This window comes from Histophilus somni 2336 (genome assembly GCF_000019405.1).
GTDB classification, from domain to species: Bacteria; Pseudomonadota; Gammaproteobacteria; order Enterobacterales; family Pasteurellaceae; genus Histophilus; species Histophilus somni.
Map to the genome: position 1 here is coordinate 1,851,496 of NC_010519.1, position 25,893 is coordinate 1,877,388.

The 25,893-nt window shown below is 36.9% G+C and carries 25 protein-coding genes and 3 pseudogenes; 20 read left to right on the forward strand and 8 right to left on the reverse strand.

Going from position 1 to position 25,893, the window contains the following annotated elements; genetic code table 11:
* Positions 1 to 54: 54 nt before the first annotated feature.
* The 6 genes from accC (at position 55) to fis (ending at position 5,499) form a co-directional block, all read left to right on the forward strand.
* Complete coding sequence (accC, locus tag HSM_RS08260) at positions 55 to 1,401, forward strand: acetyl-CoA carboxylase biotin carboxylase subunit (RefSeq protein ID WP_012340737.1); 1,347 nt, start codon at positions 55 to 57, stop codon at positions 1,399 to 1,401.
* 71 nt (positions 1,402 to 1,472) lie between these two features.
* Positions 1,473 to 1,709 carry a YhdT family protein gene (locus HSM_RS08265; RefSeq protein WP_041605123.1) on the forward strand — a complete coding sequence of 79 codons (237 nt, stop codon included), beginning with the start codon at positions 1,473 to 1,475 and terminating at the stop codon, positions 1,707 to 1,709.
* Positions 1,706 to 3,148 carry a sodium/pantothenate symporter gene (panF, locus tag HSM_RS08270; RefSeq protein WP_011608724.1) on the forward strand — a complete coding sequence of 481 codons (1,443 nt, stop codon included), beginning with the start codon at positions 1,706 to 1,708 and terminating at the stop codon, positions 3,146 to 3,148. Before HSM_RS08265 ends, panF begins: the two co-directional genes overlap by 4 nt.
* Positions 3,149 to 4,039 carry a 50S ribosomal protein L11 methyltransferase gene (gene prmA, locus HSM_RS08275; protein WP_012340738.1) on the forward strand — a complete coding sequence of 297 codons (891 nt, stop codon included), beginning with the start codon at positions 3,149 to 3,151 and terminating at the stop codon, positions 4,037 to 4,039.
* Between the two features lie 186 nt (positions 4,040 to 4,225).
* On the forward strand, positions 4,226 to 5,209 hold the full coding sequence (dusB, locus tag HSM_RS08280; RefSeq protein ID WP_012340739.1) for a tRNA dihydrouridine synthase DusB: 984 nt from the start codon (positions 4,226 to 4,228) through the stop codon (positions 5,207 to 5,209).
* Positions 5,203 to 5,499 carry a DNA-binding transcriptional regulator Fis gene (fis, locus tag HSM_RS08285; RefSeq protein ID WP_011608721.1) on the forward strand — a complete coding sequence of 99 codons (297 nt, stop codon included), beginning with the start codon at positions 5,203 to 5,205 and terminating at the stop codon, positions 5,497 to 5,499. Before dusB ends, fis begins: the two co-directional genes overlap by 7 nt.
* Positions 5,500 to 5,547: 48 nt before the next feature.
* Here the strand turns inward: fis and menC are convergent, their stop codons facing one another.
* The 4 genes from menC to eno form a co-directional block, all read right to left on the reverse strand.
* Positions 5,548 to 6,546: an o-succinylbenzoate synthase gene (gene menC, locus HSM_RS08290; RefSeq protein WP_012340741.1), complete on the reverse strand. Its 999-nt coding sequence runs from the start codon at positions 6,544 to 6,546 to the stop codon at positions 5,548 to 5,550.
* Positions 6,546 to 6,686: a hypothetical protein gene (locus HSM_RS10865; RefSeq protein ID WP_157856872.1), complete on the reverse strand. Its 141-nt coding sequence runs from the start codon at positions 6,684 to 6,686 to the stop codon at positions 6,546 to 6,548. Before HSM_RS10865 ends, menC begins: the two co-directional genes overlap by 1 nt.
* Before the next feature lie 73 nt (positions 6,687 to 6,759).
* Positions 6,760 to 7,617 (reverse strand): 1,4-dihydroxy-2-naphthoyl-CoA synthase, encoded by an 858-nt coding sequence (menB, locus tag HSM_RS08295; protein ID WP_012340742.1) that lies wholly within the window; start codon positions 7,615 to 7,617, stop codon positions 6,760 to 6,762.
* Positions 7,618 to 7,903: 286 nt separating this feature from the next.
* Positions 7,904 to 9,205 (reverse strand): phosphopyruvate hydratase, encoded by a 1,302-nt coding sequence (gene eno / locus HSM_RS08300; RefSeq protein WP_011608718.1) that lies wholly within the window; start codon positions 9,203 to 9,205, stop codon positions 7,904 to 7,906.
* 239 nt (positions 9,206 to 9,444) lie between these two features.
* Between eno and HSM_RS08305 the strand changes: the two genes are divergently transcribed.
* The 8 genes and pseudogenes from HSM_RS08305 to HSM_RS08340 all read left to right on the forward strand — a co-directional run bounded on the left by HSM_RS08305 (position 9,445) and on the right by HSM_RS08340 (position 19,315).
* Entirely contained in the window at positions 9,445 to 10,023 is a 579-nt protein-coding gene (locus HSM_RS08305; RefSeq protein ID WP_011608717.1) for a restriction endonuclease subunit S, read from the forward strand.
* Positions 10,016 to 13,216 (forward strand): type I restriction endonuclease subunit R, encoded by a 3,201-nt coding sequence (locus HSM_RS08310; protein WP_012340743.1) that lies wholly within the window; start codon positions 10,016 to 10,018, stop codon positions 13,214 to 13,216. Before HSM_RS08305 ends, HSM_RS08310 begins: the two co-directional genes overlap by 8 nt.
* Positions 13,217 to 13,221: 5 nt before the next feature.
* Positions 13,222 to 14,202, forward strand: a complete 981-nt coding sequence (locus HSM_RS08315; RefSeq protein WP_012340744.1) for an Abi family protein — start codon at positions 13,222 to 13,224, stop codon at positions 14,200 to 14,202.
* Between the two features lie 89 nt (positions 14,203 to 14,291).
* The gene (locus HSM_RS10870; RefSeq protein ID WP_012340745.1) at positions 14,292 to 15,524 is read left to right on the forward strand and encodes a restriction endonuclease subunit S; all 1,233 of its coding nucleotides are present in this window, start codon (positions 14,292 to 14,294) and stop codon (positions 15,522 to 15,524) included.
* 12 nt (positions 15,525 to 15,536) lie between these two features.
* On the forward strand, positions 15,537 to 16,097 hold the full coding sequence (fic, locus tag HSM_RS08325) for a protein adenylyltransferase Fic (RefSeq protein WP_012340746.1): 561 nt from the start codon (positions 15,537 to 15,539) through the stop codon (positions 16,095 to 16,097).
* Positions 16,098 to 16,150: 53 nt separating this feature from the next.
* Complete coding sequence (locus tag HSM_RS08330) at positions 16,151 to 17,764, forward strand: type I restriction-modification system subunit M (protein ID WP_012340747.1); 1,614 nt, start codon at positions 16,151 to 16,153, stop codon at positions 17,762 to 17,764.
* A 99-nt stretch (positions 17,765 to 17,863) separates the two neighbouring features.
* Positions 17,864 to 18,367: pseudogene (locus HSM_RS08335) on the forward strand (restriction endonuclease subunit S); the annotation flags it as partial.
* A gap of 21 nt (positions 18,368 to 18,388) precedes the next feature.
* On the forward strand, positions 18,389 to 19,315 hold the full coding sequence (locus HSM_RS08340; protein WP_012340749.1) for a site-specific integrase: 927 nt from the start codon (positions 18,389 to 18,391) through the stop codon (positions 19,313 to 19,315).
* A 12-nt stretch (positions 19,316 to 19,327) separates the two neighbouring features.
* On the opposite strand, the pseudogene HSM_RS08345 reads toward HSM_RS08340, so the two are convergent.
* Both HSM_RS08345 and pyrG read right to left on the reverse strand, forming a co-directional pair.
* Positions 19,328 to 19,846 (reverse strand): annotated as a pseudogene (locus tag HSM_RS08345) (restriction endonuclease subunit S); the annotation flags it as partial.
* 129 nt (positions 19,847 to 19,975) lie between these two features.
* Positions 19,976 to 20,147: pseudogene (pyrG, locus tag HSM_RS10875) on the reverse strand (CTP synthetase); the annotation flags it as partial.
* Positions 20,148 to 20,187: 40 nt separating this feature from the next.
* Here pyrG and HSM_RS08350 point away from each other — a divergent pair.
* Positions 20,188 to 21,216, forward strand: a complete 1,029-nt coding sequence (locus HSM_RS08350; protein ID WP_012340752.1) for an acyltransferase family protein — start codon at positions 20,188 to 20,190, stop codon at positions 21,214 to 21,216.
* 15 nt (positions 21,217 to 21,231) lie between these two features.
* Here the strand turns inward: HSM_RS08350 and tnpA are convergent, their stop codons facing one another.
* Positions 21,232 to 21,648, reverse strand: coding sequence for an IS200/IS605 family transposase (gene tnpA, locus HSM_RS08355; protein ID WP_012340753.1), 417 nt, complete (start codon positions 21,646 to 21,648; stop codon positions 21,232 to 21,234).
* A gap of 46 nt (positions 21,649 to 21,694) precedes the next feature.
* Between tnpA and HSM_RS08360 the strand changes: the two genes are divergently transcribed.
* The 5 genes from HSM_RS08360 to HSM_RS08380 all read left to right on the forward strand — a co-directional run bounded on the left by HSM_RS08360 (position 21,695) and on the right by HSM_RS08380 (position 24,597).
* Positions 21,695 to 22,831 (forward strand): RNA-guided endonuclease InsQ/TnpB family protein, encoded by a 1,137-nt coding sequence (locus HSM_RS08360; protein WP_012340754.1) that lies wholly within the window; start codon positions 21,695 to 21,697, stop codon positions 22,829 to 22,831.
* 156 nt (positions 22,832 to 22,987) lie between these two features.
* Positions 22,988 to 23,401: an ash family protein gene (locus HSM_RS08365; protein ID WP_052292876.1), complete on the forward strand. Its 414-nt coding sequence runs from the start codon at positions 22,988 to 22,990 to the stop codon at positions 23,399 to 23,401.
* Positions 23,402 to 23,530: 129 nt separating this feature from the next.
* Positions 23,531 to 23,791, forward strand: a complete 261-nt coding sequence (locus HSM_RS08370) for a hypothetical protein (protein WP_011608684.1) — start codon at positions 23,531 to 23,533, stop codon at positions 23,789 to 23,791.
* A 160-nt stretch (positions 23,792 to 23,951) separates the two neighbouring features.
* The gene (locus HSM_RS08375; protein WP_256692738.1) at positions 23,952 to 24,419 is read left to right on the forward strand and encodes a hypothetical protein; all 468 of its coding nucleotides are present in this window, start codon (positions 23,952 to 23,954) and stop codon (positions 24,417 to 24,419) included.
* Complete coding sequence (locus HSM_RS08380; RefSeq protein WP_012340759.1) at positions 24,412 to 24,597, forward strand: hypothetical protein; 186 nt, start codon at positions 24,412 to 24,414, stop codon at positions 24,595 to 24,597. The genes HSM_RS08375 and HSM_RS08380 overlap by 8 nt, the downstream gene beginning before the upstream one ends.
* Positions 24,598 to 24,719: 122 nt before the next feature.
* Here HSM_RS08380 and HSM_RS08385 read toward each other — a convergent pair whose 3' ends face one another.
* Positions 24,720 to 25,856, reverse strand: a complete 1,137-nt coding sequence (locus tag HSM_RS08385) for an RNA-guided endonuclease InsQ/TnpB family protein (protein ID WP_012340754.1) — start codon at positions 25,854 to 25,856, stop codon at positions 24,720 to 24,722.
* Positions 25,857 to 25,893: the final 37 nt, after the last annotated feature.

Here is a 25,893-nt window from a genome sequence, read left to right on the forward strand (position 1 = left end):
TACTTTTATAGGACTTTTACCGTCCTACAACATTATTCCAAGAGATAGATTCTTATGTTAGAAAAAGTTGTTATTGCCAATCGTGGTGAAATTGCATTACGTATTCTGCGTGCTTGTAAAGAGCTTGGTATAAAAACTGTTGCAGTACATTCAACAGCCGATCGTGAGTTAAAACATGTTTTATTGGCTGATGAAACTGTTTGTATTGGTCCCGCACCTTCCGCCAAAAGCTATTTGAATATTCCTGCTATTATTGCGGCTGCTGAAGTTACTGGTACAGATGCGATTCACCCCGGCTATGGTTTCTTATCCGAAAATGCGGACTTTGCTGAACAAGTTGAACGCTCAGGTTTTATTTTTATCGGTCCAACAGCGGATGTTATTCGTTTAATGGGTGATAAAGTTTCTGCAATTAATGCTATGAAAAAAGCCGGTGTTCCTTGTGTACCCGGATCAGACGGTCCTTTAGGTGCCGATATTAATAAAAATAAAGAAATCGCCAAGCGTATCGGCTATCCAATTATTATTAAAGCCTCCGGTGGAGGTGGTGGTCGTGGAATGCGTGTTGTACGTGATGAAAAATCATTGGAAGAATCTATCGCTATGACTAAAGCTGAAGCGAAAGCGGCTTTTAATAATGATATGGTTTACATGGAAAAATATCTGGAAAATCCACGTCATATTGAAATCCAAGTTTTAGCGGATACACATGGAAATGCCATTTACTTAGCTGAACGTGATTGCTCGATGCAACGTCGCCACCAAAAAGTTGTTGAAGAAGCTCCGGCACCGGGTATTTCAGAAGAAACAAGACGTGATATTGGTACTCGTTGTGCTAATGCCTGTCTTGAAATTGGCTATCGTGGTGCCGGTACATTTGAGTTCTTATACGAAAATGGTGAATTTTACTTCATCGAAATGAATACTCGCATTCAAGTAGAACATCCTGTAACCGAGATGATTACCGGTGTTGACCTAGTTAAAGAGCAACTTCGAATCGCAGCAGGATTTCCGCTTTCAATTAAACAAGAAGACATAAAAGTTAAAGGTCATGCCATCGAATGCCGTATTAATGCAGAAGATCCTAAGACCTTTTTACCATCCCCCGGTAAAGTAACACACTTACATTCTCCGGGTGGTTTCGGTATTCGTTGGGATTCTCATGTTTATGGTGGATATACAGTGCCACCACATTATGATTCGATGATTGCTAAATTAATTACTTATGGTGATACTCGTGAAGTAGCGATTCGTCGTATGCAAAATGCATTATCCGAAACTATTATCAATGGTATAAAAACCAATATACCTTTGCATAATTTAATTCTTTCCGATGAAAATTTCCAAAAAGGTGGAACAAACATTCACTATCTTGAGAAAAAATTGGGTATGAGAGATTAATATCACTCTCATTGAGTTATAAAAATAAAAGCAAAAGTGGATAATAGTATCCACTTTTTTATGGATAAAAAATGAAAGTACATTACAAACAATCAGCTAAAGAATCTCGCTATGCCTTGTGCTTAACAGTGCTATATCTTATCGGCTGGTGCATTTTTGCCTATTTACCTGATGAGGCAAGAGGTCCGCTTGGTTTTCCTCTTTGGTTTGAATTGTCTTGCATATACTTTCCCATAGTGTTTATTATCATCGTGTATTTGTGTATTAAGTTCTTTTTTAAGAATCTATCATTAGGAGAGGAAAAATGAACATTAATATCATTTTACCTTTGGTTCTCTACTTGCTCTTTGTATTCGGCATTGCTTACTATTCCTATCGTCAAAGAAGTCAAGGCAATTTCTTAAGCGAATATTATATTGGTAACCGCTCTATGTCAGGCTTTGTATTAGCGATGACGACAGCCGCCACTTATGTTGGAGCAGGATCTTTTATAGGCGGACCGGGTGCCGCATATAAATTCGGTTTAGGTTGGGTATTGTTAGCCATGATCCAAGTTCCGGTAGTCTTGTTTACTTTAGGGGTACTGGGTAAAAAATTAGCCATGCTGGCACGAAAAAATCAAAGTTTAACTGTTAATGATATTTTATTCTCTCGTTATAAAAATCCCTATATTATCCTACTGGCAAGCCTTTCATTGCTGTTTTCGTTCTTTATAATGATGTCCGTGCAATTTATCGGCATAGGTCGTTTATTAGAAACTACATTACATATCGACTACCACATTTCAGTACTCATTTTTGCTACCACTGTTGGTATTTACACTTTTATAGGAGGCTTTAGAGCGGTAGTACTGACCGATACTATCCAAGGCCTCATCATGGTTTTGGGAACCTTTTTATTACTGGGCGGTGTCATTTATGCAGGAGGCGGGATTAGCCAACTTATTGATCACTTAGCTAAAATTGATCCGCACTTAATCACGCCTTATGGCACTGATGACAGACCGCTTGATTTTACATTTATGGCTTCGTTTTGGGTATTAGTCTGCTTTGGGTTACTAGGTTTACCTCATACAGTTGTGCGTGCTATTGCCTATAAGAATAGTAAGGCATTACATAGCGGTATTATTATCGGTACAATCGTCATCGCTGTACTAATGCTCGGAATACATTTAGCCGGTGCTTTAGGGCGTGCTGTAATTCCAACCTTAGATGTAAGTGATAAAATTATTCCTACTTTGATGATACAAGTATTACCACCTGTAGTTGCTGGTATTTTTCTTGCCGCACCAATGGCGGCAATTATGTCATCTGTTGACTCTACATTAATCCAGATGTCCTCTACTTTGATTAAAGATCTATATTTACGTTTTTACCCCGCTCAAATACACAATGAAACCGGAATAAAACGCCTATCAATATTAACAACTTTATTTCTAACCTTACTCGTTACCATAGCAACCTTAAATCCGCCTGATATGTTGATCTGGTTAAATTTATTTGCTTTAGGTGGACTGGAAACCACATTTCTATGGGTTATGTTATTTGGCCTATATTGGAAAAAAGCTAACGCTTATGGTGCTATTAGTTCAATGTTAGTCGGGCTAATAAGTTACATATTACTTACCGCTCTTGACATAAAATTATTTAATTTCCACGCTATTATTCCCGCTTTATTATTTGGCTTAATTGCATTCTTATTGGGAAATCAAGTAGGAAATAAATTGATTAAAAATGAGGAAAAATAAATGGCTTGGATACAACTTCGTTTAAACAGTACAAATGAAAAAGCAGAAAAAATCAGTGAATATTTAGAAGAAATCGGTGCAGTATCTGTCACTTTTATGGATAGTCAGGATACGCCGATTTTTGAACCGCTACCGGGGGAAACCCGTCTGTGGGGAAATACCGATGTGATTGCCTTGTTTGATGCAAAAACCAATATGCAACAAATTGTCCGCCTATTGCAACAAAAAAATCATCTTGATGAAAATACTGCTTATAAAATCGAACAAATTGAAGATAAAGATTGGGAAAGAGAATGGATGGATAATTTCCATCCAATGAAATTTGGAAAACGCCTATGGATTTGTCCTAGCTGGCGTGAAATACCTGATGAAAATGCGATAAATGTCATGCTTGATCCCGGTTTGGCTTTTGGTACAGGCACACATCCGACGACCGCACTTTGTTTAGAATGGTTAGACAGCTTAGATTTAACAGGAAAAACTGTGATTGATTTCGGTTGTGGTTCAGGTATTTTAGCCATTGCTGCCCTTAAATTAGGTGCAAAAAGTGCGGTCGGAATTGACATTGATCCACAAGCTATTCTCGCCAGTTATAACAATGCTGAACAAAATGGTGTAGCAGAGCGTTTACAATTATTTTTATCAGAAGAAAAACCAACCGATTTACAAGCAGATGTGGTGATTGCCAATATTCTTGCCGGTCCGTTGAAAGAGCTTTACCCGATAATCAGCAATTTAGTCAAACCACAAGGTGATTTGGGCTTATCCGGTATTCTATCTACACAAGCAGACTCCGTTTGTGAAGCCTATCAAGGGAAATTTACTCTTGATCCGATAACTGAACGAGAGGAATGGTGCCGAATTACCGGAAAATTAAACTCATTTGTCTAATTCATTTATATGATTTTATACAAAAAATAAAAGTAAATGATATAAAATTTAACCAATATCAAAAAAATGTAATTTGTATAAAAAATATTCTTTGCAAATGACTTAAAAGTGCGTATCATAACGCACCTTGTCGCCTTGACTAGCGAAAGCAATAAATCTGATATAGCATAATTTGGAGAAGCAGAAGTGCAAATTGGTTCTTATCAATTAAAAAGTAATGTACTTTTAGCTCCTATGGCAGGCATAACAGATCAGCCTTTTAGAAGGCTTTGTTCTTTTTATGGAGCAGGTTTGACTTGCTCTGAAATGATGTCAGCCAATCCACAAGTTTGGCATACAGAAAAATCAAGATTGCGTCTTGCCCATCATCAAGATGCGGGAATTAACGCTGTGCAAATTGCTGGTTCCGATCCGGTTGAGATGGCTCAAGCCGCACAAGTGAATGTAGAATATGGTGCACAGATTATTGACATTAATATGGGGTGCCCAGCTAAAAAAGTGAACCGTAAATTAGCAGGATCTGCTCTTTTACAATATCCTGACTTAGTTAAAAAAATTCTATATTCGGTAGTCAAAGCGGTAAATGTACCGGTAACATTGAAGATTAGAACAGGCTGGAATCAAGAGCATCGTAATTGTATCGACATTGCAAAAATTGCTGAACAAGCAGGAATTCAAGCATTAAGCATACATGGACGTACACGTGAATGTTTATTTAATGGAAATGCTGAATATGACAGCATTAAAAAAGTTAAAGAACAAATTTCGATTCCTGTTATTGCTAATGGTGATATAACAACCGCAAAACAAGCACAAGAAGTTCTCAGTTATACGGGAACAGATGGAATAATGATTGGACGTGGGGCATTAGGTAAACCTTGGCTATTTCAGTCAATAGTAAGCTTAATCGAAACAGGTATCACTATTCCGGAGCCAAGTTTAGATGAAAAGTGCAGCGTGATTTTGCAACATATTCGTGATCTGCATCAGTTTTATGGTGAAGATAAAGGATATCGCATAGCTCGTAAGCACGTATCTTGGTATTTAGAGGGAATTCAACCTAATTCCGATTTTAGACAGACTTTTAATGCAATTACGAATGCTAAAGCACAACTAATTGCACTAGAAGATTTTTTTAATTTTATTTTATTGGATAAAGAAACATGTTAGAACAACGTAATCCGGCTGAAGCATTAACTGTTTCAGTATTAAATTCACAATCTCAAGTAACAAATAAACCACTTCGTGATTCAGTTAAACAAGCATTAAGAAACTATTTATCACAATTAGACGGTCAAGATGTGAACGATCTTTATGAATTAGTTTTAGCAGAGGTTGAACACCCTATGTTAGATATGATCATGCAATATACACGTGGTAACCAAACACGTGCGGCAACAATGCTGGGCATTAACCGTGGCACTTTACGTAAAAAATTAAAAAAATATGGTATGGGTTAATTTCCCTTGCTGAAAAAATAAGGTCGCTAATTTGGCGACCTTTTTTAATTACTCTATTTCAATTTTTTTAATAAATTCCGAACTCAAATCTAACAACGGTAAATCCGAGCCTTGCCAAGAACGTAAAATTTGATAATCCATTAAACTTAATGTATCCAACCCTGGAGTAACATTTGGTGTATATTGTTTTGCGATACGAGCTAATTGGGTCAACCCTAAACTGCTTTCAATAGACGAGCTGATCACTGCTTTTAAGCCCAATTGATGTGCTTTTTCGATTAATTTAACACAATCTTGCAACGAACCAATCAAAGTAGGCTTAATTACAATTGCTGCTAAGTGCGGTTCTTTTTCTAATTTAAATCCTTGTTCTCGAATACTTTCGTCCCAAGCTAACGCTATACCTGTATCCTGTGCAAATTGACGACTATCGTCTTGCGTCTTACAAGGCTCTTCTAAGAACTGAATACGCTTGCGATGTTCAGGCTTTACATATTTGGCAAACAACTGTGCTTTCGACAACGTCCAACTGCGATTAGCATCAAGACGCAAATAAAGATCAGGAATTGCTTCTAACAACATATCAGCAATCATACCATCACGATTTGCTTCATACATGCCAACCTTAATTTTAGCTACCTTCTCCCCTGGAATTTGATTTAATACATCATAAAGCTCATCAGGATCGCCGTAACATAGCGGGGCGACTTGATAGTTTCCTTCTTGCACCAATTCTCCTTCCATTTCAGCCAAAGCACAACTTAAGCCAAAAGCAACAGACGGATATAGCCCTTGCAATGAAAATTTTTGATTTGCAGATCTTGCCTGCTCCCACTTTTTTAACCATTGAACAGTTTGCTCTTTCGCCTGTTCTAGAGTTTCTTGGCTAAATTCAGGCAACGGGGCAATTTCCCCCCAACCTTCATGCTCTCCACATTTTATTTGCACAAACAACCCTTCACGTTTCTTCAAAAAGCGATTACGCAAAATAAGCTGACTATCCACAGGAATAGCATATTGATATAAATGAAAAGTCCGATTTGTCATTATTGTTCACATTGTTGTGTGTTGTCATTATAACGACCACCATAATCTAAGCAGTGATCTTTTGCATCAAAAATAACGAAAGTGGCAAAAATACCTAGCACCACTAAAATCAGTAAAAGAAACAACCATTTTTTCAACATTATTTTTTCCTCAAACAAGATAAAAGTGCGGTCAAATTTTCCACTATTCTTACCGCACTTTTACTGATTAAATTTATGGATTTCGCTTAAATTTACTGAAGTCAGGTGCACGTTTTTCATTAAACGCATTGCGTCCTTCCTGCCCTTCTTCCGTCATATAAAATAACATAGTTGCATTACCTGCCAGCTCCTGTAAACCTGCTTGACCATCACAGTCCGCATTCAAAGCTGCTTTCAAACAACGCAAGGCAATCGGGCTGTTGCGTAACATTTCACGACACCAACGCACCGTTTCTTTTTCTAAATCAGCGTAAGGTACAACTGTATTGACCAATCCCATTTCCAATGCTTCTTGGGCATTATATTGACGACATAAAAACCAAATTTCACGTGCTTTTTTCTGCCCAACGATACGAGCCATATAGCTTGCCCCCCAACCACCATCGAATGAGCCGACTTTGGGACCTGTTTGCCCAAAAATCGCATTTTCCGCTGCAATAGTTAAGTCGCATAACATGTGTAAAACATGTCCACCTCCAATCGCATAACCGGCTACCATTGCCACCACAGGTTTTGGACAACTGCGAATATCACGTTGGAAATCCAACACATTTAAATGATGCACACCGCTTTCATCTTTATAGCCACCGTAATCACCCCGCACTTTTTGGTCTCCTCCGGAACAGAAAGCTTTTTCCCCTTGACCGGTAAGTACAATTACACCAATTTTTTCATCAAAACGTGCATCGGAAAAGGCTCGAATCATCTCTTTAACTGTTTGTGGGCGAAAGGCATTACGAACCTCAGGGCGATTAATAGTAATTTTTGCGATACCGTCAGTAGATTTATGATACAAAATATCTGTATAACCTGAACTGAAATCCTGCCATTCAACAGGCACATAAAGCACATCATCATTTGGATTTTGCATTATTTATTCCTTTTTTATTAAGTCAATTTGTGGTTGGTATTATAGCTTAAATACCAATAAAAAGTGCGGTCGTTTTTGTGGAATTTTTACTTGGAACAGCCCATTACTCCGTAGCATATTGAATAACCTTCGTGTATGCTCATACTGAGTTAATTAATCTATCTGAACAAAAAAATCGCATGAATAATTAGTCATCTAAAACCGAATACACCATCTTATTTATTCTGCATAATTAAAAAAACGCCACAGTTCTATCTGTGGCGTTTCCAAATTTGAGCAAAATAAATTATGCTTGACCTTTAACCGCTTTTAAGCCTAAAAACGGTGCTTTCTCACCTAATGCTTCTTCAATGCGAATTAATTGGTTATATTTTGCAATACGGTCAGAACGGCTCATAGAACCGGTTTTAATTTGACCAGCTGCTGTACCGACTGCCAAATCTGCAATTGTTGCATCTTCCGTTTCACCGGAACGATGTGAAATAACTGCAGTATAACCTGCATCTTTAGCCATTTTAATGGCGGCTAACGTTTCAGTTAATGAACCGATTTGGTTAAATTTGATCAAGATTGAATTTGCAATCCCTTTTTCGATACCTTCTTTTAAGATCTTCGTATTGGTTACAAATAGATCGTCTCCCACTAATTGAACCTTATCGCCTAATACTTTGGTTTGATATGCAAAACCGTCCCAATCAGATTCATCTTGACCATCTTCAATAGACACGATTGGATATTCTTTGCATAACCCTTCTAAGTAGTGAGTAAATTCTTGAGAAGTGAAAGATTTACCTTCGCCTTTCATTTCATACATACCGTTTTCTTTGTTATAGAATTCGGAAGAAGCACAGTCCATTGCCAATGTTACGTCTTTACCTAATACATAACCTGCTTTTTCTACCGCTTCTTTAATGCAAGCAAGTGCGGCGGCGTTAGACTCAAGATTAGGTGCGAAACCGCCCTCATCACCTACTGCGGTGCTTAATCCTTTTCCTTTTAACACTTTCGCAAGATTATGGAACACTTCAGCCCCAATACGTAAAGCTTCTTTTAATGTTTTCGCACCGACCGGTTGAATCATAAATTCCTGAATATCCACATTGTTGTCAGCATGTTCACCACCATTGATGATATTCATCATCGGCAACGGCATAGAATATACACCCGGTGTACCGTTCAACTCTGCAATCCAAGCATAAAGAGGCATACCTTTAGAGGCAGCTGCCGCTTTAGCATTTGCTAAAGAAACCGCTAAAATAGCATTTGCTCCAAATTTTGATTTATTTTCCGTACCGTCCAATTCAATCATGATTTGGTCGATTTCAGCTTGGTTGCTTGCCTCTTTTCCAACTAGTGCGGTAGCAATTTCGTTATTTACTGCTGAAACAGCTTTTAATACACCTTTACCTAAGAAACGAGCTTTGTCCCCATCACGCAATTCTAATGCTTCACGTGAGCCTGTTGACGCTCCTGATGGTGCTGCTGCCAATCCAACGAAACCACCCTCAAGATGAACTTCAGCTTCAACAGTTGGATTGCCACGAGAGTCGATGATTTCACGACCAATTACTTTAACGATTTTTGCCATTTTGTTTTCCTTCTATAGTTAATCTAAAATAAGTATAAAAACTGGCGATATAGTAAAGCTATTTCGTATGTTTGTCTTGTAAAAAAGCACTTTTTTTGATTTTAATCCATATAAATTGAAAGAAAAAATACTCTTATATATTTATTTTTGTAATTTTATAAAATTACAATTATTTATATTGCCAGTATGGAGAATATTTATTAAAATTCTGCTATGTCATTTAAATAAGGTATAGTTTTATGTTGTTAAGTAATATTGTGGAGATCAGTAGCGGACAGGCACAGTTTCGTATTTCCGAAGTCAGTGATCCGATTGCACCTGTTTATACTTATTATAGCCAGGCAAACTTAGAACAAGATCTCTATTTATCTGATGGTTCAGCAGTACTTCCTAAAGAAATAAAAACTTTTGATAAAATAACCAGTTTACTTTCCACTGGTGATGTGATTTTTAGTCTGATTTCAGGTAAGGCAACGATTGTCAGCAAACAACACCAAGGTTTTTTATATACTCAAAATTACGTTAAGTTAATACCTAAAAATCAGATAGATGCCAATTATTTAGTCTATTTATTAAACGAAAATGCGGTGGTTAAAAAGCAGTTAAGTCGTGGTTTGCAAGGATCTCAAGTATTGAAATATACAACTAATCAGCTGAAATCATTGAGATTACCCAAATTACCCCACTTATCGGAACAACGTTTAATGGGAGAGATTTACCTAAAACAACAAAAATTAGCTTATCTCAAACAACGCATAGCGAATTTAGAAAAATTACTTGTGTTACACCAATTGCAAAAGCGAGTACAGCATGACTAAGAATATACCCGAATTAAAATTTGAAAAAACCTTAATTGAATATCTTTGTACAGGAACGATTACGGCAACGGATAATATAATTGGCGAGCCGCCTGCGGATTATGTAGTGCGTACCAAATTGTGGCAATATGAGCCAAGCATTAAAACGACGGAAGATTTATGGGAAAATTTTAAAAGAATTTTAGAAAAGCTCAATCAAAAAACCTTAGATCGTCCTTTAAGTGCGGTGGAATTTGCACAAGTTAAACGTACTATTTCTAATTTATCCACGCCTTATGCCGCTGGGCAGTTTCTTTATGGCACAAACGGTGTATCACAAATTGAAATTGATTTAGATGATGATCGTCATGTGTTTTTAACCGTATTTGACCAAAAACAAATCGGAGCGGGCGATACGGTGTACCAAATTGTGAATCAAATTAAACGACCGGCGATTATTGCAGGAAAAGAAAATCGACAATTTGATACTACGTTGTTGATTAATGGCTTGCCCATTATTCAAATTGAAGAAAAGAAAGAAACGCATGATATTAACGAAGCCTTAAACCAAATGCACCAATATATCGCGGAAAATCAATACAGCGATATTTTTTCTACGTTACAACTTCTGATTGCGATTACGCCAAACAATGTGAAATATATGGCGAATACCACAGCGGATCGCTTTAATAAAGATTTTGCCTTCAACTGGCAACGTCAATCGGACAATAAACCGGTTTATCACTGGAAAGCCTTTGCCGATTCCATGTTGAGTATTCCCATGGCACATCAAATGGCGACTAACTATATGATTTTAGATGGTACGCCGAATAAGCAAACCCTAAAAGTAATGCGACCTTATCAAGTTTATGCTACGCGTTGTGTGATGGATAAACTCAAACGGGCGGATTTCGATCAAGCGTTGAATAAACTCGGTTATATTTGGCATACCACAGGTTCAGGAAAAACTATTACGAGCTTTAAAACCGCTTGGCTGGCAAGTCGTTCGCCGAAAGTGGATAAAGTGGTTTTTTTAGTGGATCGTATTGCACTGACTAACCAAACTACCGAAAACTATCGAGCTTATGATCCTGATGCCACGGAAGATAGTCTAGGTAGTGTACTGGATACCAACAACACCACAGATTTGAACCGCAAATTACACAGCAAAGGCAGTCAAATTATTATTACCTCTGTGCAAAAACTGGATACCTTGGTTAAACGCACTTCTTTCAAAGCACCCGAAAAAAACATTGTGTTTATTGTTGACGAAGCTCATCGTTCTACAGGCAGTGATAATTTTGCTGCGATTCAAAAAAAATTTAAACATTCTGCGTGGATTGGTTACACCGGCACGCCAATGTTTGATGACACTACCAAAGGCTTACGAACTGAAGATATTTTCGGTGAACTCTTGCACGCCTATACCATTCGAGAAGCAATTGCTGATCGTAATGTGTTGGGTTTTAAAGTGGATTTTGAAACCACGATTAGCGAAAAAAGTATGAAAGAAGCACATCTACCGAAATTCTATCGCCTTAAATATCCTCATTGGACGGAAGAACAAATTGCCTTGAAGATTGCCAATCTCACGCAACAAGATATGGACGACAGCATCGAACCGAGTTTTTATGACGAAAATGAAGAACACGTCAGATTAGTGGTGGAAGATATTTTCAAACATTGGAAAAATCGCTCCAATTGGGATAACAAACGTAATCGTGGACAATATAACGCCTTGCTGACTACGCACGTGGGCGGCGGCAAAGCCAGTACACCAATGGCAATGATGTATTTCCGTGAATTCCAACGCATCAATAAAGTGCGGTCAGAAAAGGGGGAGTTTTTGCTAAAAGTTGCTGTGACCTTTAGCCAAAATACCAGCAATAACGACACCATGCTTGAAACCAACCAAGGATTATTCGAGGCAATTCAACATTACAACAGCGAATTTGGCACTAACTTCACTATGTCTGATGTATCGGCTTATACTCAAGATGTCACCAGCCGTTTAAATCGCACCGCTGTGGACAAACAATATTTAGACCTCGTGATTGTCGTAGATCAGTTACTAACAGGATTTGACGCCCCTGAATTAAATACGCTTTATGTTGACCGCACTTTAAAAGGTGCAGGACTCATTCAAGCCTATTCCAGAACCAATCGTGTAGCGGATATGCGTGAAAAACCTTGGGGGCGAATTATCAATTACCGCTGGCCTGCCCATAATGAAAAGTTAATGAATGAGGCGTTGTCCGTTTACGCCAACAAAGATTCCGCCAAATTATCCGATGAAGAGCGAAAAGTGAATAATACCAAGTATAAGATTACTGCACCAAAATACGAAGAATTGCTCGATGACACCAAACAGATTGTGGAAAATCTGCGAGAAATAACGGATAACTTTAGCCAATTGCCACCGTCTGAAGCGAAAAAATGGGAAATGTTGGAACAATTACGCACCTATACCGCCAATATTGCCAAAATCAAGCAATATTCTGCGGAAGATGAAAATGGTGAAATTATCGGTTTTGATTATGAAAATCCGGATAAATTGATTCAAGAACTCGGCATGACCAGTGAAGAAGAAAGTATGCTCACCAACACATTGTCCAACGAACTCAAACTGCATTTAGCAAAAAGCCGAAATGTGCCAGTGATACAAATTGAGCTACAAATGACCCACATTAAAGACGTGGAAATTAATTACGATTACTTAACTGAATTAATTTCCAGCTTGTTGGCACAAGTAGAGGCAGGTGAAACGGAAAAAGCCAAAGAAACGGAAAAAGAATTGGAAAAATTTGCCAACGGCTTGGAAGATCGCAGTTTTGCACAACGCATTAACCGTGCGGCAAAAGCGATTATGAAAGGTGTGTTCAAATTAAAAGATGGGTTTAAAAAAGACGGTATTTCTATTGTGGAACAAGCGAATAACGCCAACCAAGATCAACAATTTTTGGATTTTCGTCTCCAATGGGGATTAACGGAGGTGATTACCAACGCCCAACTTCGACAGCTTTTTTCCAAACATCAATTTCAACAAAAAGATTTAGATGACAATAATCAGCTTACGGATTTAATCAAACAAGCAGGTCTCACTTATCTCGAACTTGCACAAAATGATGAAGTAAAAAAACTGACAAAAATGAAATACCGTAACCAGTTGCGTCATGCTATTTACGAACTTGCAGATGAGTTTGTGGGGGAATAAATAATATGGAAAGAAAAATCAAATCTTGGAAAGATTATGATGACTTACTTAAGTTATTGAGCATTCGAAAAATGGATGTTGAAAATCAACAACGTACATTACATTATTTAAAAAATATAGGATATTACCGATTAAGTGGATACTGGTATCCATTTAAGCAAAAAGATGAGCAAAATTCCCAAAAAGAACAAAAAACTATATTACTAGATGAGTTTAAAACAGGAACTTGCTTTTCAGATATTTTAGCCCTTTATATTTTTGATAAACAGTTACGTTTTTTAGCGTTAGATGCACTAGAACGTATTGAAATGGCAGTTAGAAATGATGTGGTACATTTATTGGGTAAATTACATCCACTGGCACATATTGAGCCTTATCAAATAGATCAGGATACAGGAAAAAAAGTTTGTTATTTACATCCTAATTTTATTGCAAAAGGGGATAAATATTCCAAATGGAAAGATAAGCATAATCAGCTTATTAAACGAGCTAGGAACCGAGATGCTATTAAGCATTACAATGAACAATATGCCGGCGTATTGCCTATTTGGGTTTCTGCGGAAGTTTGGGATTTTGGCTTGTTATCCCAGTTATTTTCAGGGTTACGGTATAACGATAAAAATACGATTGCCGCAAAATATGGCGTTAAAGACGGAAAAACATTTGAACAATGGCTAAAAAGTTTAAACTTTATTCGTAATGTTTGTGCTCACCATAGTCGTTTGTGGAATTTAAATATCATTAATACATCGGCACCACTAGAAGAACTGAGTTCAATAAATCAATATCGTATCTTCATGTACTTGTGTATGATGCAAAAGTTATTGACAATAATTAACCCTAAATCCACTTGGAATGAGCGGTTATATCAATTACTAAACACATTCCCTGAACCTAAAAATAAGGCGGTTTCAGTGCATGACATAGGATTACCAAAAGACTGGGAAGAATTAGAAATTTGGAAAAATATTAAAGACAAGAAATGAGAACTGACGCGTGCAAAAGCAGAGGCGTCAGTCATATTGGTGCTGATAGTATCACATCTTATATTTTTTGAAAAGGATAGAAAAACAAAATGAATAACGAAAAGAAACTTGTACCGAAATTACGATTCCCCGAATTTACTCACGCTTGGGAACAGAGGAAGTTGGGGGATTTGGCAAATTCTATAAAATCATACCCATTATCAAGAAATGTGGAAACTGAAGAGAAAACCAAAACTAAGTATATACATTATGGTGATATTCATCGGGGTATTGCTAATATTTTAAATGATATAAGTGTGTTGCCTAATATTACTGGAGAATATTCAGAACTTTTAAGTTTTGGTGATCTTGTTGTTGCAGATGCTTCTGAAGATTATTACGGTGTTGCAGCTCCGTGTGTAATTAATTGTATTTATGAACAAAATATTGTTGCTGGATTACATACAATAGCAATTCGCCCATATAAGTCCCATCATTTATTTTTATATTATTTATTACATTCTTCAGGCTTTAAAGAGTATTGCAAAAAAGTAGGGACAGGAACAAAAGTTTTTGCGATTACATCAAAAAATTTATTAGGCTTTGAAAGCTTTTTCCCACATTACGAAGAACAACAAAAAATCGGTGCATTTTTCACCGCACTTGATCGCTACATCACCATTCATCAGCGTAAGTTGGAAAATATACAAAAATTGAAAAAATCATTGTTGCAAAAAATGTTTCCGAAAAATGATCAAGAATTTCCGGAGATTCGTTTTCCCGAATTTACTTACGCTTGGGAACAGAGGAAGGCAAAAGAAATCTTTATTAGCGTTTCAGAAAAGGGGTTCCCTCACTTACCCGTATTATCAGCCTCCCAAGAATTTGGAATGATTAGACGTGATGATATTGGTATTGATATTAAATATGATCAAAAAAGTACACAAACTTATAAAAGAGTAAGCCCAGGACAATTTGTTATTCATTTGCGTTCTTTTCAAGGTGGGTTTGCATGGTCAGATATAGAAGGAATCACGTCTCCAGCTTATACCATCATTGATTTTAAGAAAAAAGAAAATCATTCTTCTAACTTCTGGAAACTTATCTTTACCAGTTCAAGTTTTATAAAAAAACTGGAAACAGTTACTTATGGGATTAGAGATGGAAGAAGTATCAGTTTTTCCGACTTTTCAGATTTGAGATTATTTTATTCTCAAATCCAAGAACAACAAAAAATCGGTGCATTTTTCACCGCACTTGATCGCTACATCACCATTCATCAGCGTAAGTTGGAAAATATGCAAAAATTGAAAAAATCGTTGTTGCAACAGATGTTTGTTTAATAAGGGGCAAAGATGAGCTATTCCATTGAATATACACAAGAAATTGATCGGTTAAGCAAAGAAAATGCCTATCGACTTTATGATTCAGGCGATATTCATCGCTTAGAAGTCGGGACGACGAAAGGCTTGCAAGATATTCATCGTTATTTATTTCAAGGGCTTTATGATTTTGCAGGCGAAATTCGTGAATTAAATATTTCTAAAGGACATTTTCGTTTTGCCAACGCACTTTATTTAAAACCGGCGTTAAGTGCGGTGGAAAAAATGCCTGAATCAACCTTTGAGCAAATTATTGAAAAATATATTGAAATGAATATTATCCATCCCTTTTTAGAAGGAAATGGTCGTTCTACACGTATTTGGTTGGATTTGATTTTTAAGAAAAACCTAAAAAAAGTGGTGAATTGGCAGAAAGTGGATAAAAAGTTGTATTTACAAGCGATGGAGCGTAGCCCCGTGAACGATTTGGAAATTCGCTTTTTATTACAAAATGCGTTAACGGATCGCATTGACGATCGTGAGATTTTCTTGAAAGGGATTGAACAATCTTATTATTACGAACAAGCCGAATAAACTAATTTAAAGTGCGGTCATAAATACAGAATTTTTTAATAAAGGAATTAAATATGAGCAATGTACAAACAATTACCGGTAAACTTTGGGCAATGGCAAATGAGCTGCGTGGCACGATGGACGCTTCAGAATATAAAAACTATATTCTTGCCTTTATGTTTTATCGTTATTTATCCAAACACCAAGAACTATATTTGGTCGATAATCATATTTTGGACATAGAGCCTTCGCAAAGTGTGAATGACGCTTATTTAACGCAAGCCACAGGTGAGGAATTACAAGATTATTTGCAAGATATTTCAGCCAGTCTTGGTTATGCCATTAATCCCGAAGATACTTGGGATTCATTAATGCGGAAAATTTACAATGCCGAAGTGATGCCAAGTGATTATCAAGCCTTATTTGATAACTTCAACCAAAACGCCAATTTAAATGAAGATGCGGTGCTAGATTTCCGTGGTGTGTTTAATGATTTGAACTTAGGAGCTTCTCATTTGGGCAATTCTACCAATGAACGTGCGAAATCTTTAGGCAATATTGTGAAATTGGTGGACGAGATTGAATACAAAGATGATGACGGTCGAGATATTCTTGGTGAAATTTATGAATATTTGATCGGGCAATTTGCCGCCAATGCAGGCAAAAAAGGCGGGGAATTTTATACACCGCACCAAGTTTCAAAAATTTTAGCGAAATTAGTAACGCTGGATGTGGCAGATAATCAAGAGACTTTCCTTGTTTACGACCCAACAATGGGATCGGGTTCGTTATTATTGACGGTAGGTAATGAATTGCCACAATCGAAACCCATTAAATATTATGGGCAAGAGCTGAACACCACAACGTATAACTTGGCACGCATGAATTTGATGATGCATGGCGTATCCTATAAAAATATGACGCTATCCAATGCTGATACCTTAGAAAGTGACTGGCCTGAAGGACTTGATGCACAAGGGATTGACCAACCTTTATGTCGTTTTGATGCTGTGGTGGCAAATCCGCCGTATTCCGCCAAGTGGGACAATCACGAGCGTAAATTAAAAGATGCCCGTTTTCAACCTTTTGGTGCTTTGGCACCTGCTTCAAAAGCCGATTATGCCTTTATTTTGCATAGTCTATATCACTTAGGCGAGCATGGCACGATGGCGATTGTATTGCCGCATGGTGTACTTTTCCGTGGTGCGGCAGAAGGTAAAATCCGTAAGGCATTGATTGGCGATAACACCAGCAATGCACAAGGAAACTATTTAGACGCTGTGATTGGTTTGCCGGCGAATTTATTCTACGGCACAAGTATCCCAACCACGATTTTGGTTTTTAAAAAGAATCGTAAAAATAAAGATATTTTGTTTATTGATGCCAGCCAAGATTTTGACAAGGGAAAAAATCAAAACCGCTTAACAGACGAGCATGTCCAAAAAATTATTGACACTTACCAAGCTCGTCAAAATGTGGATAAATACGCTTATGTCGCTTCTCTTGAAGAGATCATTGAGAATGACTATAACCTCAACATTCCTCGCTATGTAGACACTTTTGAAGCAGAGGAGGAAATCAATATTAACGAGGTGTTAAAACAACTTCAGCAAGATAATCAAGAAATTGCACAATTAGAAAAAGAAATCAACGAACAGTTAAAATTATTGGGAGTTGAACTTCCATAACAAGGAAAGAGATAAAAGAGGCAAAAGCCTCTTTTTTTATAAAATTTTGCATAATGTTACCGCACTTTTGAGAAAAAAACTCACGCTTGGGAACAGAGGAAGTTAAAAGAAATATCTAAAAAAGTAACTGAAAAAAATACTAACAATCAATATACCGAAACTTTCACAAACTCAGCAGAGTTCGGCATTATTAATCAACGAGATTTTTTTGATAAAGATATTTCAAATTCAGCTAATTTAGATAGTTATTACATTGTTCAAAATGATGATTTTGTATACAACCCACGTATTTCAAATTTAGCACCTGTGGGACCAATAAAACGTAATAAATTAGGAAGAACAGGCGTAATGTCGCCACTTTATTATATTTTTCGAGTAACAAATGTAGAGCAGAATTTTTTAGAAATTTTCTTTGAAACTTCAATTTGGCATAAGTTTATGAAAGAAAATGGAGATAATGGTGCAAGAGCAGATCGTGTTGCTATCAAAGATTCTCTTTTTGTTGAAATGCCAATTAGTATCCCCCAACCCCAAGAACAACAAAAAATCGGTACATTTTTCACCGCACTTGATCGCTACATCACCATTCATCAGCGTAAGTAATACATACAAAGGAGATATATTATGAACGAAGTAAATTCAAATAAAGAGCTGTTTTATCAATACTATTCACGCTGGATTCATATGTACAAAGAGGGGGCTATTAGAAAAGTCACTATGGCAAAGTATCTAATGACATTAGAGTGGCTAAAAAAACTGATTCCAAATCTCTTGTTGTGTGATCTTAATCGCATAAGTTATCAACAATTACTCAATGATTATGCCTGTTATCACGAAAGGCAGACCACGATGGATTTTCATCATCAACTGAAAGGTGCAATTCTTGATGCGGTAGATGAAGGGTTATTACCAAGAGATCCCACAAGAAAAGCCATTATCAAAGGTCGCCCACCTCGTTTGAAAAAAACAAAATACTTAAATCAATTTGAACTGCATACATTAATTACACAATTAAATTTAACCAAAGAAATTAACTGGGATTGGTTTATTTTATTAATTGCTAAAACAGGGATGCGGTTTTCAGAGGCTTTGGCATTAACACCAAAAGATTTTGATTTTTCACATCAAACACTGACAATTAATAAAACTTGGAATTATAAAGATGGTGGTGGTTTTCAGCCTACGAAAAATCGTTCATCAGTACGAAAAATTCCTTTGGATTGGCAAACTATTATTCAATTTGCTGAGTTAATTAAAAATAAGCCTGAAGAACAGCCTATTTTTGTTCGTAAAAAAATTTTTAATTCCACAGTGAATAATATCCTGATTAGGCGTTGTAAAAAAGCAAATATCCCAATTATTTCACTACATGGTTTGCGACATACTCATGCGTCATTGTTGCTATTCGCTGGGGTATCTATTGCAAGTGTTGCAAGGCGTTTAGGACATTCAAATATGACGACCACGCAAAAAACATATTTGCACATTATTCAAGAATTGGAAAATCGAGATATTGATATTGTAATGCGTTCTTTATCAAATTTAAGTTAATTTAGAGCTACGTCACTTACGCTGATGAATGGTGATGTAGCGATCAAGTGCGGTGAAAAATGCACCGATTTTTTGTTGTTCTTCGTAATGTGGGAAAAAGCTTTCAAAGCCTAATAAATTTTTTGATGTAATCGCAAAAACTTTTGTTCCTGTCCCTACTTTTTTGCAATACTCTTTAAAGCCTGAAGAATGTAATAAATAATATAAAAATAAATGATGGGACTTATATGGGCGAATTGCTATTGTATGTAATCCAGCAACAATATTTTGTTCATAAATACAATTAATTACACACGGAGCTGCAACACCGTAATAATCTTCAGAAGCATCTGCAACAACAAGATCACCAAAACTTAAAAGTTCTGAATATTCTCCAGTAATATTAGGCAACACACTTATATCATTTAAAATATTAGCAATACCCCGATGAATATCACCATAATGTATATACTTAGTTTTGGTTTTCTCTTCAGTTTCCACATTTCTTGATAATGGGTATGATTTTATAGAATTTGCCAAATCCCCCAACTTCCTCTGTTCCCAAGCGTAAGTTTACATAAAACAAAAAGGCTATCAAATGATTGTATGATAGCCTTAATGAGATAACTTAAATTTTTCTATTTTATACTATAATTATTTTCTCTGATTTTCCTTAGTCGCTTTTACACCACGATAGTCAAAGCTACTGGGAATTAAAATACCTATGCCTTTCGTTTCGACATCTTGCGAATCAATGTATTTAATATTAACTTCACCTATTGGATTTGCTTCTTGATAAAACACTTTTTCCCCATTCAGATAAATCCGCTTCTTGACAATCAAGAAAAAATTGCTATAAAGCACTCTATTTTTGTTCATGAAAAAAGGATATTATGTCAAAACTTTATTATCGACCTGAAATTGACGGACTGCGTGCTGTTGCTGTTTTATCCGTCATATTATTTCATCTAAATCCAACTTGGTTACCAGGCGGTTTTTTAGGCGTTGATATTTTCTTTGTTATTTCCGGCTATTTAATTACTTCAATTATTAGCCAAGAGATCCAAAATAATACTTTTTCCTACAAAGATTTTTATAATCGCCGTATTAAAAGAATTTACCCCGTTTTTATTTTAGTACTGGCTATTGCTTCTGTGCTTGCTTCGTTATTTTTTGTTCATTATGAATATTCGCAATTCCGAAGAATTATCAACTCAGCAGCACTATTTGTGTCTAATTTTTATTTAGCTCATCGACAAGGTTATTTTGACTTATCTGCCAATGAAAATCCCATTTTACATATTTGGTCATTAGCAGTTGAAGAGCAATATTATTTATTTTTCCCCCTTTTATTGGTTGTTGCCTATAAAAAATTTAAAACTCATCAAGTATTTAAACCTATAGTATTAGGTTTAACCTTACTTTTTATTTTAACGTCATTTATCCCTCAATCAATTTATATCAAAATCGGTTGGAGTAATACTTATTACATTTCTTTCATACGTTTTCCGGAGCTTTTAATCGGATCTTATCTTGCATTAAGTAAACCAAGAGTAAAGCCTGCTAATCATTTTGTTGGTTTCGGTATTTTTATTGCACTTATCTTAACGCTATTCTTTTACCATAAATCAATGCCGTTAATGCCAGGCATTGTTCTACTCCTACCTTGTATTTTAACCGCACTTCTTATTCATTTCTCCTCCCAAAACTCATGGGGGGGGGGGGTAAAAACTCTCTTATCATTAAAGCCCATCGTATGGGTAGGTAAGTTATCTTATTCTCTCTATCTGTTTCATTGGATTTTTATTGCTTTTACGTATTATATTTCAGGTGAAAAGGAACTTCCTCAAGGTGCAATTTTACCAGACAGTGCCGTAAAGCCCCGTCCTTTAGGTCGGGGATATAAGGCACAAACGGCGTAGCCGTTTCAAACCTAACTAATCAGGTGTTTGTTGTTGCTCAATGTATTGGCGAATAATAGATATAGGTGCACCACCGCAACTACTTGCAAAATAAGACGGAGACCAAAGCTGATTTCCCCATAATTTTTTGCGAATACTCGGATAGTTTTTCTTTCTAATCATTCTGCTTGAAACGCCTTTTAAACTGTTCACAAGATTTGATATAGCTACTTTCGGTGGATATTCAACAAGTAAATGAACGTGATCGTCTTCGCCATCAAATTCTACTAATTTTGCTTCAAAATCCGAACAGACGGATTCAAAAATCGCTTTTAAGTCATCAAGAATAAATTTAGTAAAAACTTCTCTGCGATATTTAGTCACGAAAACTAAATGAACGTGTAAGTTAAAAACAACGTGGCGACCACGTCTAATCTCTGTTTCTTTTTTCATAGACCAAGTGTAGAATAATAACAATCTTTGTATTCTAATTTGTGCAATGTTACTCCGTAAAGCCTTTAAGTTTGAAATTAGACCGAATGGTGAACAAATCCGTAAAATCAAGCAGTTTTGCGGTTGTTCCCGTTTTGTGTTTAATCGAGCGTTAGCTTGGCAGAACGAGCAATATGAACAAGACAATAATCAAAAATTCAGCTATTCAAAATTAACATCTCTACTTCCGCAATGGAAAAAAGAGCTAATTTGGCTCAAAGAATGCCATTCTCAAGTGTTGCAACAGTCGTTAAAAGACCTTGAAAGTGCGTTCAAAAATTTCTTTCAGAAACATTCAAGTTTCCCAACATTCAAGAAAAAAGGCATAAAAGAGAGCTTTCGTTTTCCGCAAGGCTGCAAAATTCAGCCACAAAACGACCGCTTGTATCTGCCGAAAATCGGTTGGGTTCGCTATCGTAATAGTCGTGAAATTGTGGGCGAAGTGAAAAATGTGACCGTCAGCCAAAAGTGCGGTCGCTTTTTTGTGAGCATTCAAACGGAATTTGAACACGAAATCCCGATGCATAAAGGCGGAGAAATCGGCATTGATATGGGCATTGCACGCTTTGCAACCCTTTCCAATGGCGAATTTTTTGAGCCGATAAATGCGTTTAAAACCTACAAAGGTAAGTTAGCCAAACTGCAAAAACAGCTTAAAAATAAAGTGAAGTTCAGTAAAAACTGGCAAAAACTGAAAGAAAAAATCAGCCGGTTGCATCATAAAATCGCCAACTGCCGAAAAGATTTTTTGCATAAAATCTCAACCCAAATCAGCAAAAACCACGCAATGATCTATGTTGAAGATTTGCAAGTTGCGAATATGTCCAAATCGGCAAAAGGCACAGCGGAAGAACACGGTAAAAACGTGAAACAGAAATCAGGTTTAAACCGTGCGATATTAGATCAGTCTTGGTTTGAGTTCAGACGACAACTGGGCTATAAAACGCAATGGCTTGGCGGATTTTTAGTTGCTGTTCCAGCACAGAATACTAGTCGAACTTGCCCTTGTTGTGGGCATATTGCAAAAGAAAACCGTGAAACTCAAGCTCATTTTAAATGTGTAGAATGTGGCTATACAGAAAATGCCGATGTAGTGGGAGCAATGAATGTTCTCACACGTGGGCAAGCAATAGTCCAAGCATAATAAATATCAGGGTAGGACATACCCGAAGCGTCTATGAAGTGAATCTCAATAGAGATCAGCAGTAGAAACCCACCGAGAGTAGCCCACAGCTTGCTGTGGGAGCTAGTAGGAATCCCCTGCCTTTAGGCGGGGGAGGATGTCAATATTTCCACGCACTTGAACAAAGCAAGTGCCAGCCGTGAGAAGCTGAAAAATACAAAGGCGAATAGCACGCCTCAAGCGTGTTTTTTTATTCGTAATTTACGCACACCTAAAATAAATCTAGCAATAGATCTATTCTCAATGGTAGAGCGTAAAGGGCAACCGCTTGCGGTTGGCTATGTTCCTTTGTACGTAGTTTCTCACCCCTTTACGCTTTACCGCCCGACCGTGAGAAGTCTAGCGGAAAGCCTTTTAAACATTACAAAGGACACCGCAAAAATGCTTTATAAATTCATTTTATTAGGAGAAAACCGCCTAAAACTTTCTATACGTGCTAAATCTGAAGCTGAAGCACGCCAACAACTCAACCTTTCTAAAAACCAAGCCTTATTTATTGGTCAAATCAATACAAGGGGGCGTTATGTCTAATCGCAACCTATCAAACGAAATCACCACGCTTAAAGCTACATTAAAAAGTTTACTTTCAACTTTTCAAACTAGCCGAGCAAAGCGACAAGTTAAAATCCAAATATTCAAGCTATAAAGGAGATTTAGATGATGAGTAATACAAATTATCAAGCAAACCAAGAAAACGCATTTAAGCCCGATTTAGAGGGCATTAAGAACACATTAGAAACCTCAAGAGATTTAATTATTCAGTTAAAAGAGAAAAAGCCCGTAATAGCTTTTAATGACGAGGGGCAAGAGGTTCAGTTATCTCAAGAAAAAATACTAGACATAGTACTAACGAAATTATTCTGTTCTATTGACGATATTGACGAAATACAGACCGCACTTTTAAGCCTTGTAGCGATTTGAGCCGATAGCAAAAACGATAGAAGAACCCTAACAAAAAAGCCCTCAACCAAATGGCAAGGGCACAAGTAATTTAACTTAACTCATAGGAAGTAATCAATATGGAGTTCTAAAAAGAACGTCATGGATTATAGCCTAAATGAGTTTGAAAAGGTACAGAAACATGACAAAAATCAAATTTTCAGTATTGCTAAAAAATCAAAGTGCGGTTAGTATTGGCGACACTACTACAATTGAGGGCAGGCACTACCCTTATTCAAGTGCATTTTTTATTTCTCAAAATCCTTTCAATAACATCGCTATTAATTGGCGTTGTCTATCTATCGATTTTGCGAAATGGTCTATATGTCGAGATAAGGCGGAGTTTATCCGCACGAATAAGGCAAGCCGATCAATTGCGGTAGTTGAAGCCATTTCGCACCCTATTAACAGGGGCGATACAAATCACTTACTAACTAAACAATTGAGAACAATCAAAATGCTATTCAAATTTATCCTATTCTTAGGCAAAAACCGTCTAAAACTGGCTATACGTGCTAATTCAGAACAACAGGCACGCAATCTATTAAACCTTAAATCTAACGCTTTATTTATCGCACGCATTAACGACAAAGGGGGTATTTATGCTTAATGAGATAGAACAAAATCACCGTTACGGCGTAATCCTAACCTATGAAGACGGGAGAACGTTTGAATGTGCTGAGGGCGTAACCCATGCTAGAGCCTTAGAGATTAAAGCTAATGCTAAAAAACAAATTCAAGCAAAAGAGTTAGCCTTTTTTGATGTATTGACATCCTCCCCCGCCTAAAGGCAGGGGATTCCTACTAGCTCCCACAGCAAGCTGTGGGCTACTCTCGGTGGGTTTCTACTGCTGATCTCTATTGAGATTCACTTCATAGACGCTTCGGGTATGTCCTACCCTGATATTTATTATGCTTGGACTATTGCTTGCCCACGTGTGAGAACATTCATTGCTCCCACTACATCGGCATTTTCTGTATAGCCACATTCTACACATTTAAAATGAGCTTGAGTTTCACGGTTTTCTTTTGCAATATGCCCACAACAAGGGCAAGTTCGACTAGTATTCTGTGCTGGAACAGCAACTAAAAATCCGCCAAGCCATTGCGTTTTATAGCCCAGTTGTCGTCTGAACTCAAACCAAGACTGATCTAATATCGCACGGTTTAAACCTGATTTCTGTTTCACGTTTTTACCGTGTTCTTCCGCTGTGCCTTTTGCCGATTTGGACATATTCGCAACTTGCAAATCTTCAACATAGATCATTGCGTGGTTTTTGCTGATTTGGGTTGAGATTTTATGCAAAAAATCTTTTCGGCAGTTGGCGATTTTATGATGCAACCGGCTGATTTTTTCTTTCAGTTTTTGCCAGTTTTTACTGAACTTCACTTTATTTTTAAGCTGTTTTTGCAGTTTGGCTAACTTACCTTTGTAGGTTTTAAACGCATTTATCGGCTCAAAAAATTCGCCATTGGAAAGGGTTGCAAAGCGTGCAATGCCCATATCAATGCCGATTTCTCCGCCTTTATGCATCGGGATTTCGTGTTCAAATTCCGTTTGAATGCTCACAAAAAAGCGACCGCACTTTTGGCTGACGGTCACATTTTTCACTTCGCCCACAATTTCACGACTATTACGATAGCGAACCCAACCGATTTTCGGCAGATACAAGCGGTCGTTTTGTGGCTGAATTTTGCAGCCTTGCGGAAAACGAAAGCTCTCTTTTATGCCTTTTTTCTTGAATGTTGGGAAACTTGAATGTTTCTGAAAGAAATTTTTGAACGCACTTTCAAGGTCTTTTAACGACTGTTGCAACACTTGAGAATGGCATTCTTTGAGCCAAATTAGCTCTTTTTTCCATTGCGGAAGTAGAGATGTTAATTTTGAATAGCTGAATTTTTGATTATTGTCTTGTTCATATTGCTCGTTCTGCCAAGCTAACGCTCGATTAAACACAAAACGGGAACAACCGCAAAACTGCTTGATTTTACGGATTTGTTCACCATTCGGTCTAATTTCAAACTTAAAGGCTTTACGGAGTAACATTGCACAAATTAGAATACAAAGATTGTTATTATTCTAC